Genomic DNA, 11,632 nt, shown 5'->3' with positions numbered 1-11,632 from the left:
GAAGACGGAGGTCAGGGCCGCGCTGCGCGGCCATGGTAGCGCGGCTCAGGGGTTGGCCAGCAGGCGCTGGATCTCGCTTTCGGTACGTGCGTAGTCGCCCTCGCCGTAATGGCGGTAGACCACCCGCCCCTGACGGTCGAGCAGGTACAGCGCGGGCCAGAAGCGGTTGCGCCAGGCGTTCCAGATCCGGTACTGGTTGTCCTGCACCACCGGCCAGGTGATGTCCAACCGTGCGATGGCCTTGCGCACGTTGCCGGGCAACCCTTCATAGGCGAACTCCGGCGTATGCACGCCGATCACCCTCAGGCCCTGCGACGCGTAGCGTGCATGCCACTGGTGGACATGCGGCGCCACGTTGAGGCAGTTGCGGCAGGTGTAGGTCCAGAACTCGACCAGCACCACCTGCCCCCGCAACTGCTTCAGTGTGAGCGGTGGGCTGTTGTGCCAGGGCCCGCCACCGTCGAACCCGGCGGCGGGAACGGCCTGTGCCGGCTGCGCATCGGCCTCCGGGCTGGGCCAGGCCATCAACAGCGCAGCCCCACCCAGCACGCCCATCAGCAACGGCAGCACGTACGCACGCAGGCCGGCCATCGCTCAGCCCCCCTGCTCGGCCAGTGGCAGTTCCGCCGGCTTCACCCCCGCCGCTTCCAGGATGCTGTCGGCCACCTGCGCCGGATGCGAAAGCAGCGACACATGGCTGCTACCGATCGATTGCAGCTGCGCGCCAATGCGCTTTGCGGTGGCGGCCTGCAGCTGCGGCGACAGCATGCGATCGTCACGGCTGAGCACGTACCAGCTCGGCTTGCTGCGCCACGCCGCAACGTTCACTACTTCGCCCAGCGCGCTGGCCTTCAACGGGACCTGCGTGCTGTACAGCAGTGCGGCCGATTTTTTCATCACGTCCGGCGCGAAGTCCTGGGCGATGGCATCAGCCGGCAAGGTCAGGTAGCCGTCCCTTTCCTGCAGTCGGGCCAGACCCGGACCGACCGGGAAACCTTCGCCCTGTTGCGCCGAAGATTGCCCTGCATCCGGTGCGAACGCCGCCACGTACACCAGCGCCTGCACCTTCGGGTCATTGCCCGCTTCGGTGATGACCGTGCCACCCCAGCTGTGGCCGACCAGCACCACCTTGCCAGGCGCAGCGGCAATCGCACGACGGGTGGCGGCGACGTCGTCGGCCAACGAGGTGAGCGGATTCTGTACGGCCACCGCCGGCAGCTTCCAGTCATGCAGGGTACTGATGACCTTGCTCCAGCTGGAGCCATCGGCGAAGGCGCCGTGCACCAGGATGACGGTGGGCGGTGCAGCGGTATCGGCCTGGGCAGCGAAGGCAGGGGCGGCGGCGGCAAGGGCGAGAGCAGCGGCAAGCAACGAGGTACGGATCATGGGGGGCACTCCGGTGTTGGGAGTGGCCATTTCCGCCTGCCGGTGTATCACCGCTGTTTCTCCGCTGCGCGGAGTTGTACCGGACTGTAGGGCGCAGGCGGGTTTCTACAGTGGGATACATTCGGGCGCCGGTCCTGGCTGGGCGCTACCGGGTGGATATCGCTCCCCGCACGCGGGCGCGGAACGCCCCGATGTGCGTCAACGCATCGTCTTTGTATCTGACTGTACGAAACCCCGGCCGCGGCCACAGTCGCTGACAAAATCCCGGGCAACGGCACACGTTGCCGATACCTGCGCCGCCTGGAATGGCTTCCATCGACCACTGGCCCGCAGGACACCACCATGATCAGCACCGCCTCTTCCGTGTATACCCCCCGCCTGGACGCCGTCGGCCGCTGGCTCTCGCCATTAGCGTTGCGCACCCTGCTGGCCTGGGAGTTCTTCGAATCCGGCCGCGAGAAGCTGGGCGGCCAGAACTGGTTCGACGACCTGGAAGGCCGCTTCCCGTTCCCGTTCTCCGCCCTGCCCGCATCGCTGAACTGGCAGCTGGCGACCTGGCTGGAACTGGTGGGCGCGGTGATGCTGCTGCTCGGCCTGGCCACGCGCTCGGTGGCCTACGTCTTCTGGATCCTCACCATCGTTGCCATCGCCGCCGTGCACTGGCCCGACCAATGGAACGACCTGGGTGAGCTCTGGCAGGGCTATGCGATCACCGACCAGGGCTACGGCAACTTCAAGCTGCCGCTGCTGTTCCTGACCATGCTGCTGCCACTGATCCTCAACGGCGGTGGCGCGCTCAGCGTAGACCGGCTGTTGGCCGGCTCACAGCATGCCGCTGTCGGCAATGACGGCCTGGGCTGGGGCGTCAGCCTGATCGCCCTGCTGCTGCCGGTTGCCGCGCTGCTGCCCGGCATCGGCTTCGGCGGTGCCCTGCTCGGCGGCGTGCTGCTGCTGGGCTATCTGCTGCGCCGTCGCCACGCCGCCTGAGCTGATTCCCCTGTTCCCGCGCCTTTCGCTTTCCGTCGCCTCCTCGGCGGCGTCCATCCCGCACGCCCCGCGTGCTTTCCCAAGGAGTCATCACCATGTCCATCTCGACCAGGAACACCCCCTCCTCCCGCCTGCCGCGCATCGGTGCCATCGGCATTGCCTTGGCCGGTGGCCTGCTGATGGCCGGCCAGGCCGCCGCGATCCAACCGCTGGCGATCAGCGCGGTGGCCATGAGCGCCACCGCCGAAGGCAAGTGCGGTGAAGGCAAGTGCGGGGCCAACAAGGCCACCACCGGCAAGCCCGCCGGCAAGGCCAAGGTGGCCGAGGGCCAGTGTGGCGAAGGCAAGTGCGGCGACGCCTCGTTTGCCCGCACTGACTGCGACCACGACGGCAAGGTCTCGCGTGCCGAGTTCAACGCTGTGGCCGCCAAGCGCGCCGCCGAGTTCGACCGCATCGACACCGACCACGACGGTTACATCAGCGAGCAGGAAGCGCACGACTACCTGCGCAGCGTCTACACCGCCAACGGCAAGCCGATGCCGAAGGGCCTGTTCTCCCGCGTTGCCGATTGATCGACGTCCAACCGGCGCCGCCTTCAAGGCGGCGCCCTTTCTCTGGAGCATCCGCCATGTCCCTGCCCCTGCCCTTCAATGCCGCCGGCTTTGGCCTGCGCCGTGGGCTGATCGACGAACTGCTGGCAATGCCGGCCGGTGCCATCGACTTCCTCGAAGTCTCCCCTGACAACTGGATCGGCGTCGGCGGTGCACACGGCGCCGCGCTGCGCCAGCTCAGCGAGCGCCATCCCCTGACCTGCCACGGCCTGTCGCTGTCGCTGGGAGGTCCTGATCCGCTGGACCGCACCCTGCTGGCACAGACCCGTGCCTTCCTCGACCTGCACCAGGTGCAGCTGTACAGCGAACACCTGAGCTACTGCGCCGCCGGCGGCCATGTCTACGACCTGCTGCCGCTGCCGTTCACCGCCGAGGCCGTTCACCATGTCGCCGGTCGCATCGCCCAGGTGCAGGACATGCTGGGCCGACGCATCGCCGTGGAGAACATCTCCTACTACGCCGTTGCCGGCGCGGACATGAGCGAGACCGACTTCATCAACGCCGTGCTCGCCGAAGCCGACTGCGACCTGCTGCTGGACGTCAACAACGTTTTCGTCAACGCCTGCAACAACGGCTACGACGCCTTCGAATTCCTGGCCCGCGTGCCGGCCCACCGCGTCGCCTCGCTGCACGTAGCGGGCCACTTCGATGAAGACGATGGCTTCAAGATCGATACCCATGGTGCGCCGGTGAAAGGCGTGGTCTGGGCACTGTTGCGCGAGGCCTATGCGCGGGTGGGTGTGCGCCCCACGCTGCTCGAACGCGATTTCAACTTCCCACCGCTTGCCGAATTGCTGGCCGAGGTCGGGCAGATCCGCCAGGCGCAGGCCGAGGCACGTTGGCCCGAGGTGGCCCATGGCTGAGTCGCTGGCGACCCTGCAACGGCGCTGGGCCGATCATGTGCGCGACCCTGCAAAGACCGCAGCCGATGGCATCGAGGCGCGGCGGATGGCGGTCTACCGCCGCCTGTGCATTGACAGTCTGGACAGCCTGCTGGCGGGCAGCCTGCCGCGGCTGAAGTCGCAGCTGGGCGATGCCTGCTGGCGCAACACCGTCGAGCACTACTACGCGAGGCACGCCTGCCGCACGCCGTTGTTCCCGCAGATCGCGGGCGAGTTCGCGGCCTGGCTGGCGGTGCAGGACACGCTGGCGCTGCCGGGCTGGGCAGCGGAACTGGCGCACTACGAGAGCACGCAACAGTCGCTGCACATTGAAGCGCGTGACGGCGGGCGGCCGCTGCAGCGCGCTCCCGTAGGCAATGATGTGCTGGCGGTTTCGCCATTGGTGCGGGTGCTTGGCTACCAGTGGCCAGTACATGAGGACGGGACGCTGGAGCCGGTGTTGAGCACGGCTCCCACGCTGCTGGTGATCCAGCGCCTCGCCGATTTCAGCCTGCAGACCGAGGAACTGTCACCGCTGGCCTACGCGCTGCTGTCGGTGTTCGGTGACGACAGCGCGTCGGTAGATGAAGCACTGCAGCTGCTGTCCGAAACACATGGCGTGGCAGCGGACGCATTGCGCATGGCCTGCGTGCCTGTTCTGGGCGAGCTGTGCGCGGCGGGCGTGCTGGTTGCGTTGCCTGCTTTCTGAGGTTGCCGGCCAGCGGCCGGCACTACCCGTTCCTTGGCCGGCCAGCGGCCGGCACTACCCGTTCCTTGGCAGGCCAGCGGCCGGCACTACCCCTTCCCTGACCGGCCAGCGGCCGGCACTACCGTCCCCCTACTTCGAGGTCTCATCATGGCTCCTTCCAACACGTCCTTCCTGCACGGCTGGCGCCTGTTCGTGGCCGTAGCGGTGGTCCTGATCGCCTTCGCGCTGGCGGCCTTCGCCCTGTATCCCGATGCAGCCGAAGGCAGCCGAGCCGCGATCCGGGTCACTGCCCGCACATCGTTCCTGCTGTTCCTGGCAGCGTTCACGGCATCGTCGTTCGCTAGCCTTCTGCCCGGCCCGTTCACCCGCTTCCTGCTGCGCGAACGGCGCATCATCGGCCTGTCCTTCGCGTTCTCGCACCTGTTGCATGCAGTCGCGATCACCAGTTTCGGCATCCTCAACCCGGCGTTCTGGCCAGCACGATCCGCGCTGGCCAACCTCCCGGGCACGGTGGGCTACATTGCCATCCTGGCGCTGGCCATCACCTCGCACCGGGGGCTCGCCCGGCGCATGGGACCCACAGCCTGGCGTCGCCTGCACGTCACCGGCATGTGGATCATCGCGGCGGTGTTTACCTACTCGTACTTCAAGCGCGTTCCGGGCAACTTCTGGTATGCGGTGCCGTCGGCGCTGCTGTTCACCGCCTTCGTGGTGCGCTGGATTGCCAAGCGGGCGCAAGCGCTGCGCCGAAGTGCGCATGTGCGGCCGCCGCTGCGGGCGGCCTGAGGGGCTGGGGCCAGATGCCTTTACCTGCGGGAATGGGATCTGCCCCCCACTTCAGGTCAAGGCGCGCGGCGCAGCGTGATCAGGGTGATCTCCGACGGCACGCCGATGCGCGCCGGGAAACCTGCCCATAGACCGGCACCGTTGCTCACGTACAGTGTCATCCCGTCCACGTCGTAGCGGCCGGAGACATATCCACCGTTGGCTCGTTTCACCAGCTGGTCCATACCAAAGATCTGCCCGCCGTGGGTATGCCCGGACAATTGCAGCTTCACGCCGCGCGCGGCCGCCTCGCGCGCATTGCGCGGGCGGTGATCGAGCAGGATCACCGGTGCAGAGGGATCGGCACCGGCCAGCGCGGTCTCCAGATCCGGCAGCGGCAGGCCATAGCGTGCCGCCACCGGATCGGTGACGCCGGCGATGGTCAGCGCAGCATCGCCGCGCCGCACCTGCAGGTGGCTGTTCTCCAGCACCTGCATGTGCAGCGCGCGGAACGCCTGCATCCACGCCTGGTACTGCGCGTAGTACTCGTGGTTGCCGGTGATGGCGACGACGCCGTCCGGCGCCCGCAGGTCCGCGAGCGGGCGCGCGTCGTCACGGCGGGCCTCGACACTGCCGTCGATCAGATCGCCAGTGATCACGATCAGGTCCGGTGTCAGTGCGTTGCTCTCGTCCACAACCCTGCGCACCCAGTCGCCGGCCAGCAGGCGGCTGGCATGGATGTCGGTCAGCTGCAGCACGCGATAGCCGTCGAACGCAGCGGGCAGATCCTTGATCGCCACCTCGATCTGCCGAGGCTGGGGCACGGCCATGCCCTGGCTGATGCCATAGCCACTCACAAGCAGCGCCAGCAGGCCGGCCAACGGCCGCAGCTTCAAGGCGCGCAGGACCGATACGATGCGCGGCCAACGCAGCAGGCGCGAAAGCAGCAGGCCGGCATCCAGTAGCAGCATCATCAAGGCCAGCAGCAGTACCGCCGTGGAGCCGGTGGCCAGAACGGCGATGGTCAGCTTCGGGATCTCCGGCGAGGCCATCGTGCCCCAGAACATGGCGACGATGCGCAGCTGCACGGCAACGCCCACCAGCAGCAACGACAGCACGACCTTCATCCAGATGGGCATGCGCAGTGGCCAGAACAGGCGCCAGGCCACATACAGGCCCATCAACAAACCGATCGTACTCAGCACTGCAACCATCCATGACAGAAAGCGGGCCCGCCATGGTGACGGCTACGGGTCGTGTTGTGTAGAGCCGGGCCCATGCTCGGCTGCCCAGGAAGCCGTCGAGCATGCCTCGACGCTACAGAACCCCGATCGCGCATGGCTCGACGCTACGGATGCCCCAAGCGCTCCACCCGCAGGCGGGCGATGCGACGCTTCTCCATCGCCAGTACGGTGATGCGAACATCCGCAATCTCCACCGCGTCACCGATGTCCGGCAGGCGCCCCAGACGCTCCAGCACCAGGCCGGAGATGGTCATGTAGTCGGCACTGCGCGGCAGCGATACGCCGGCCAGCCGCTGCAGGTCGTCCAGGGTGAGGGCACCGTCGGCCTCCCATTGGTCCTCGCCCTGCGCGACCACGCCATAGCGCTCGTCCTGGGTATCGACCAGGTCACCGGCAATGGCCGCCAGCAGGTCGTTGGCGGTCACCAGGCCTTCCACGCTGCCGTACTCGTCCACCGCCACCGCCAACGGCACCGGGTGCTGGCGGATCAGTTCCAGCGCCTGCAGCGCGCTGGCACTGGACAGCACGTACTGCGGCTCGCGCAGGTTGCCTTCCAGCTGCAGCGGCCTGCCCTGCAGCAGGTCGGCCAGCAGGTCGCGGCTCTGCACCACGCCACGCAGGCTGTCCAGGTCGCCATCACCCACCAGCAGGCGGGTGTGCGGCGACGCCACCAGGCGTGCCACCACATCCTCCTGCCCACGGGCCAGGTCGATCCACTGCACGTCGGCACGCACCGTCATCACGCTCGACACCGGGCGATCGGCCAGCCCCAGCACGCTGCGGATCATCTCGTGCTCCGCCGGCTGCAGGCGCTCTTCGGCATCGACGTGTTCGTCCGCGCTTTCGTCGTCGTGGCCATTGGCCGGGCGCGCGCCCAGCATGCGCAGCACGGCGTCGGCGGTGCGCTGGCGGAACGGCTGGCGGCGCTCGTTGCGCTCACGGTTGAAACGCACCCACTGGTTGAACGCCTCGACCAGGATCGAGAAGGCAATCGCCGCGTACAGGTACCCCTTCGGAATCTTGTAGCCCAGGCCCTCGGCCACCAGGCTGAAACCGATCATCAGCAGGAAGCCCAGGCACAGCACCACCACCGTGGGATGCTTGTTGACGAAGCGCGTCAGGGGCTTGCTGGCCAACAGCATCAGCGCCATCGCGATGGTCACGGCGGCATACATCACGCCCAGGTTGTCGACCATGCCCACCGCGGTGATCACCGAGTCCAGCGAGAACACCGCGTCGAGCACCACGATCTGTGCCACCACCATTGCGAAGCTGGCGTAGACCTTCTTGCCATCCTCGTGGTGTTCGCGGCCTTCCAGCCGTTCGTGCAGCTCCATGGTGCCCTTGAACAGCAGGAACAGGCCACCGCCCAACAGGATCAGGTCACGCCCGGAGAAGCTGTGGTCGAACAGCGTCAGCAGCGGCTCGGTCAGTTTCATGATCCACGCCAACGCCGCCAGCAGCACCAGCCGCATCAGCAAGGCCAGCGCCAGGCCGATCACCCGCGCGCGGTCACGCTGGTGCGGCGGTAGCTTGTCGGCAAGGATCGCGATGAACACCAGGTTGTCGATGCCGAGAACGATCTCCAGCACGACCAGGGTTGCAAGGCCCATCCAGATCGAGGGGTCAGCCAACCATTCCATTTCAGGTCCGTTTCGTCAGTAGGTAAGGGAAAAGAGCGACCGCTCAGTCAGCGTCCTGTGCCTGCGCCGGGTCGTGCCCGAGCAGGTCGCCGGGCGTGCACTGCAGCTCGCGGCAGATCGCATCAAGGGTGGAAAAGCGGATGGCGCGCGCCTTGCCGGTCTTCAGGATCGACAGATTGGCCAGGGTGATGTCGATGCGCCCGGCCAGCTCGGACAGGGTCATGCCGCGTTCCTGCAGCATGCGGTCCAGGGTGATGACGATCGCCATCAGATGACACCGTCGAGGTCGTCGCGCATCGCTGCGCCCACGGCGAAGACGCGCGCCAACACGAACAGCATCAGCACGGCCACCAGGCCAGTGATCGACATGCCACCGCCGACCTCCATCCAGGTGAAATCCGGGCCCATCCAGGCCGAATAGGCACCGATCAGGATCGACAGCAGTTCCATTGCCAGCATCAGCCAGGCCATGCGCTGCAGGCGCCGTGCATTGGCGTGGGTGAACGGCCGCTCGCGCGCCGCCGACTTCAGCAGCCTCAGCAGATGGCGCAGGAACAGCAGGCACAGCACCAGCAGCGCGATGATCGCGCCCAGGCCCAGGCAGAAGTGCAGGAACAGATCATTGCCGTGCGCGGCAGCGGCCTCGGCGTCATGCACGCTGTCGAGCAGCCAGCGGCGGTCGTGGGCGACCAGCGGCACCGCCAGCAGTGCGGCCAGGATGCCCAGCCAGCACATCGCCCGGACGGCCTGTACGGCGGCCTGGGCCAGGGCAAACAGGCCTCGCGCGGGTCTGGCGCGGGCGGGACGAGCGGTCAAGCGGCCTCCGGTGTTGGGGTGGACGCGCCGCCCCCGGGATGGATTTATCGATAAACGATATATCACACGCTGCGTGAAAGGCTGAACCGCAGGCGTGGCTCCTGTCAGGGCCCGGGCGCGCCCCGCTCCAGCATTGCCTCACCCGGCGTCGCAGAGGCCATCGCCTGCACGCCGGCATCGGCGGCCTGCCGCGTGACCAGGCGGAAGCGCACCTGCAGCTTGCCCTGCCCCGGGGTGGCCCAGCCGTACTGGATGGCCACCTGATCGGCCGACAGCGGCCCACGTCCCGGCAGCGAGCGCACCTGCAACGGCATCGGCGCGGCCTGCACCAACCGGGCGAATCCCTTCTGCACGACCGCCGCGTCGGCCTTCTCGGCGTAGACCGTGCACGTGCCATCGTCAGCCCAGCTCACCGCATAACGGCCACTGGCCAGGGGCACCATCCAGGCCACACCCGATTGCCCCTGCAACAGCGTGGCGGCTTCGGCGGGCTGCAGCGGCGACAGCCCATTCGATTCCATCAGCGACTGCAACCGCGCCGGGGCCCCGATGTGCTGCATGCAGGCGGTATCGAACAACTCGCTGAAGGGATCCTGCGCCGGAGCCTTGGCCTTGGGCGTGCGCGCGGGTTGCGCCGCCGCCAGGGTGGGCAGCAGGGCCAAAGCCAGCCAGAACGCAGGACGCATCGGGATTCCACGCTACGGAAAACAGCAGGGAGGATGGCAAAGCCCGGGCGTGCCGCGCAATGGGTCATGGCTTGACAGCCGCCACCGGCGGGAGGAGTATCAGTTAACGAATTAGTTAATTAGCTCGCCATGGACCGCATCTTCGAAGCCCTTGCCTCCACCGCCCGCCGGCAGATCCTGGCCTATCTCAGTGCCGGCGAACTCAGCGCGGGCGAGCTGGCCGAGCGCTTCGACTTCAGCAAGCCGGCGTTGTCCAGCCACCTGCGCATCCTAAAGGAAGCCGGACTGATCGAACGCGAGAAACGCGGCCAGTTCGTGTACTTCAGGCAGGTACCCGACCGTTTGGCCAACACGTTGTTCTCGTGGGCGGCCGAAGTCTGCCCGGTCGGCGGCCCGCTCAAGCGTGAAGCCCGCGCCCGTCGCAAGGCCCCCGCCCGCTGATCCGCCCCGCCAAGGAGCATGACGATGCCTGGTTCGACCCGCGATCGCCGTTCGTTTCCAGCAGTGCAGCTTCCGGCACAGGACGGCGGCAGTCCGACCGAAGTCACCCTGATCGCGCAGCTCGGCATCGGTGCCGGTGACGCGCTGGTGAGTGACGCCGGCCAGCGTCAGCGCCACCACCCGGCGTTCATCGATGCGTTGGATGAACCTTCGGCGCGACTGGGTGGAATGCACCTGCAGAACGGGGATGCCTCCTCGCTGTACAGCTTCACCGTCGGTGCCGGTGGCCACCCGTTTCATCGCCATGCAGGCCCGCGCATGTTCACCGCCATCGCCGGCAGCGCGGGAGCCGAGCTGCGTTTCGCCACCGCCTCCGACACGCAGCTGGCAGCAGATCCCGGTGCCTTCGCGCGCACGCTTCGGCGCATCCGCATCCCACCGGACTGCCTGTTTACCGTGCGCTTCGGCGGCGGCACCTGGCACCAGTTCGCGTCGAACCATCCTGCACATCCCGCGCTGTTCGCGTTGTCCTGCCACAGCAATGAACTGGCCGGCGCGATGAGCGAGCAGGCGCGTGCACAGGTGCAACGCAATGCCGCCGATATCCCCAGCCTGACCGAGGTGCTTCCGGAATCGCACTGGCCTTCGGGCACTTCGCTTGCGGCGGCACCGCTGTTGCAACTGTCGCTGCAGGCGGCGCCTCCCAGCCTGTGCGCACACCTCTGCGCGCGTACCCGTGCCCTGCTCGGCCCGCTGCGCCGCATCCCCATGCGGCCGCTGCACGGGTTCGTCGAACGTGCCACACCGGCCTATCCCATCCGTTCGCGGCCCGCCGCCACCGAAGGCCTGCTGCCCACAGCGCTGCCGCACAGCCACTACCAGGACCTGACCACCCTGTGCCTGGAACCCTCGCAGGTGGTCCACCGCTCCGCGTCGGCACTGCTGGCCGATGTACTGGACGGCTTCCTGCGCAATCCGCCCAGTGGCGTAGGCCATCTGATGGCGCTGCGAAACCGACTGGTGGCGCCGTTGCGGTTGCGCACGTCGCCGCTGGGATGCCCGGTGTCGTCACTGCTGTCGACCGATCACAGCCGGTTGTTCGCTGGTCGATTTCCGGTGCTGGATTCGCACATCGATACGCAGGACAACGACGCCGAAGTCCTGCTCGGCGCCGACGATCGGCACCTGCGTTTCCGCAGCAGCGTGCGCGTGCAGCGGCGTAGCGATGGACATGTCGAGATCAGCCTGGGCTCTCGCGTGCAGACCTTCCGCGTGCAGACCTTCAATGCGTTCGGCGGCATGTACATGGCACTGATCGACGCCGGGCACCGGCACTATGTCGCGCCGGCACTGCTGCGGCGTGCGGTGGAACACGCCTTGGCACCGGAGCTGGCCAATGTTGGGGATCCGGCAGCACACCCTGCGAACTGCTGACCCTGGAACACGATGCGCCGGGCCCTGCA

General features: G+C 67.5%; 14 protein-coding genes. 7 read left to right on the top strand and 7 right to left on the bottom strand.

Annotated features, from left to right (window positions below; genetic code table 11):
- Window positions 1-45 precede the first annotated feature (45 nt).
- Entirely contained in the window at window positions 46-591 is a 546-nt protein-coding gene (locus AC5P7E_RS10225) for a redoxin domain-containing protein (protein WP_049430390.1), read from the bottom strand.
- 3 nt (window positions 592-594) lie between these two features.
- Window positions 595-1,386: an alpha/beta fold hydrolase gene (locus AC5P7E_RS10220; RefSeq protein ID WP_114618541.1), complete on the bottom strand. Its 792-nt coding sequence runs from the start codon at window positions 1,384-1,386 to the stop codon at window positions 595-597.
- A 342-nt stretch (window positions 1,387-1,728) separates the two neighbouring features.
- On the opposite strand from AC5P7E_RS10220, the gene AC5P7E_RS10215 reads away from it, so the two are divergent.
- The 5 genes from AC5P7E_RS10215 (at window position 1,729) to AC5P7E_RS10195 (ending at window position 5,360) form a co-directional block, all read left to right on the top strand.
- Window positions 1,729-2,373 (top strand): HvfX family Cu-binding RiPP maturation protein, encoded by a 645-nt coding sequence (locus AC5P7E_RS10215; protein ID WP_114618540.1) that lies wholly within the window; start codon window positions 1,729-1,731, stop codon window positions 2,371-2,373.
- A gap of 95 nt (window positions 2,374-2,468) precedes the next feature.
- Window positions 2,469-2,945 carry an HvfA family oxazolone/thioamide-modified RiPP metallophore gene (locus AC5P7E_RS10210; RefSeq protein ID WP_114618539.1) on the top strand — a complete coding sequence of 159 codons (477 nt, stop codon included), beginning with the start codon at window positions 2,469-2,471 and terminating at the stop codon, window positions 2,943-2,945.
- Window positions 2,946-3,001: 56 nt separating this feature from the next.
- On the top strand, window positions 3,002-3,847 hold the full coding sequence (locus tag AC5P7E_RS10205; protein ID WP_495222841.1) for an HvfB family MNIO-type RiPP peptide maturase: 846 nt from the start codon (window positions 3,002-3,004) through the stop codon (window positions 3,845-3,847).
- Window positions 3,840-4,574 (top strand): HvfC family RiPP maturation protein, encoded by a 735-nt coding sequence (locus AC5P7E_RS10200; protein ID WP_114618537.1) that lies wholly within the window; start codon window positions 3,840-3,842, stop codon window positions 4,572-4,574. Before AC5P7E_RS10205 ends, AC5P7E_RS10200 begins: the two co-directional genes overlap by 8 nt.
- A 147-nt stretch (window positions 4,575-4,721) precedes the next feature.
- On the top strand, window positions 4,722-5,360 hold the full coding sequence (locus tag AC5P7E_RS10195; protein ID WP_114618536.1) for a ferric reductase-like transmembrane domain-containing protein: 639 nt from the start codon (window positions 4,722-4,724) through the stop codon (window positions 5,358-5,360).
- Between the two features lie 56 nt (window positions 5,361-5,416).
- On the opposite strand, the gene AC5P7E_RS10190 is transcribed toward AC5P7E_RS10195, so the two are convergent.
- The 5 genes from AC5P7E_RS10190 to AC5P7E_RS10170 all read right to left on the bottom strand — a co-directional run bounded on the left by AC5P7E_RS10190 (window position 5,417) and on the right by AC5P7E_RS10170 (window position 9,728).
- A complete protein-coding gene (locus AC5P7E_RS10190) occupies window positions 5,417-6,553 on the bottom strand; it encodes a metallophosphoesterase (protein ID WP_114618535.1) in 1,137 nt (378 codons plus the stop codon).
- Window positions 6,554-6,687: 134 nt separating this feature from the next.
- A complete protein-coding gene (locus tag AC5P7E_RS10185; RefSeq protein WP_024956986.1) occupies window positions 6,688-8,226 on the bottom strand; it encodes a TerC family protein in 1,539 nt (512 codons plus the stop codon).
- 43 nt (window positions 8,227-8,269) lie between these two features.
- Entirely contained in the window at window positions 8,270-8,494 is a 225-nt protein-coding gene (locus tag AC5P7E_RS10180; protein WP_005408494.1) for a helix-turn-helix domain-containing protein, read from the bottom strand.
- A complete protein-coding gene (locus AC5P7E_RS10175; protein WP_005412578.1) occupies window positions 8,494-8,961 on the bottom strand; it encodes a DUF2975 domain-containing protein in 468 nt (155 codons plus the stop codon). Before AC5P7E_RS10175 ends, AC5P7E_RS10180 begins: the two co-directional genes overlap by 1 nt.
- A gap of 185 nt (window positions 8,962-9,146) precedes the next feature.
- Complete coding sequence (locus tag AC5P7E_RS10170) at window positions 9,147-9,728, bottom strand: NMCC_0638 family (lipo)protein (RefSeq protein WP_005412577.1); 582 nt, start codon at window positions 9,726-9,728, stop codon at window positions 9,147-9,149.
- Window positions 9,729-9,857: 129 nt separating this feature from the next.
- Here AC5P7E_RS10170 and AC5P7E_RS10165 point away from each other — a divergent pair, with 129 nt between their 5' ends.
- Window positions 9,858-10,169, top strand: coding sequence for a metalloregulator ArsR/SmtB family transcription factor (locus AC5P7E_RS10165; RefSeq protein WP_114618534.1), 312 nt, complete (start codon window positions 9,858-9,860; stop codon window positions 10,167-10,169).
- A 24-nt stretch (window positions 10,170-10,193) separates the two neighbouring features.
- Window positions 10,194-11,603: a DUF2867 domain-containing protein gene (locus AC5P7E_RS10160; RefSeq protein ID WP_114618533.1), complete on the top strand. Its 1,410-nt coding sequence runs from the start codon at window positions 10,194-10,196 to the stop codon at window positions 11,601-11,603.
- Window positions 11,604-11,632: the final 29 nt, after the last annotated feature.

It is taken from the genome of Stenotrophomonas sp. YJH_SMC_25, assembly GCF_059369595.1.
The sequence above is the reverse complement of the archived record's forward strand: the minus strand, read 5'-3'. Positions and strand labels throughout refer to the sequence as shown.

Excerpts from the sequence above, each read along its gene's own strand:
- AC5P7E_RS10225 (WP_049430390.1), bottom strand. The coding sequence starts at position 591 with ATGGCCGGCCTGCGTGCGTACGTGCTGCCGTTGCTGATGGGCGTGCTG.
- AC5P7E_RS10220 (WP_114618541.1), bottom strand. The coding sequence starts at position 1,386 with ATGATCCGTACCTCGTTGCTTGCCGCTGCTCTCGCCCTTGCCGCCGCC.
- AC5P7E_RS10215 (WP_114618540.1), top strand. The coding sequence starts at position 1,729 with ATGATCAGCACCGCCTCTTCCGTGTATACCCCCCGCCTGGACGCCGTC.
- AC5P7E_RS10210 (WP_114618539.1), top strand. The coding sequence starts at position 2,469 with ATGTCCATCTCGACCAGGAACACCCCCTCCTCCCGCCTGCCGCGCATC.
- AC5P7E_RS10205 (WP_495222841.1), top strand. The coding sequence starts at position 3,002 with ATGTCCCTGCCCCTGCCCTTCAATGCCGCCGGCTTTGGCCTGCGCCGT.
- AC5P7E_RS10200 (WP_114618537.1), top strand. The coding sequence starts at position 3,840 with ATGGCTGAGTCGCTGGCGACCCTGCAACGGCGCTGGGCCGATCATGTG.
- AC5P7E_RS10195 (WP_114618536.1), top strand. The coding sequence starts at position 4,722 with ATGGCTCCTTCCAACACGTCCTTCCTGCACGGCTGGCGCCTGTTCGTG.
- AC5P7E_RS10190 (WP_114618535.1), bottom strand. The coding sequence starts at position 6,553 with ATGGTTGCAGTGCTGAGTACGATCGGTTTGTTGATGGGCCTGTATGTG.
- AC5P7E_RS10185 (WP_024956986.1), bottom strand. The coding sequence starts at position 8,226 with ATGGAATGGTTGGCTGACCCCTCGATCTGGATGGGCCTTGCAACCCTG.
- AC5P7E_RS10180 (WP_005408494.1), bottom strand. The coding sequence starts at position 8,494 with ATGGCGATCGTCATCACCCTGGACCGCATGCTGCAGGAACGCGGCATG.
- AC5P7E_RS10175 (WP_005412578.1), bottom strand. The coding sequence starts at position 8,961 with ATGTGCTGGCTGGGCATCCTGGCCGCACTGCTGGCGGTGCCGCTGGTC.
- AC5P7E_RS10170 (WP_005412577.1), bottom strand. The coding sequence starts at position 9,728 with ATGCGTCCTGCGTTCTGGCTGGCTTTGGCCCTGCTGCCCACCCTGGCG.
- AC5P7E_RS10165 (WP_114618534.1), top strand. The coding sequence starts at position 9,858 with ATGGACCGCATCTTCGAAGCCCTTGCCTCCACCGCCCGCCGGCAGATC.
- AC5P7E_RS10160 (WP_114618533.1), top strand. The coding sequence starts at position 10,194 with ATGCCTGGTTCGACCCGCGATCGCCGTTCGTTTCCAGCAGTGCAGCTT.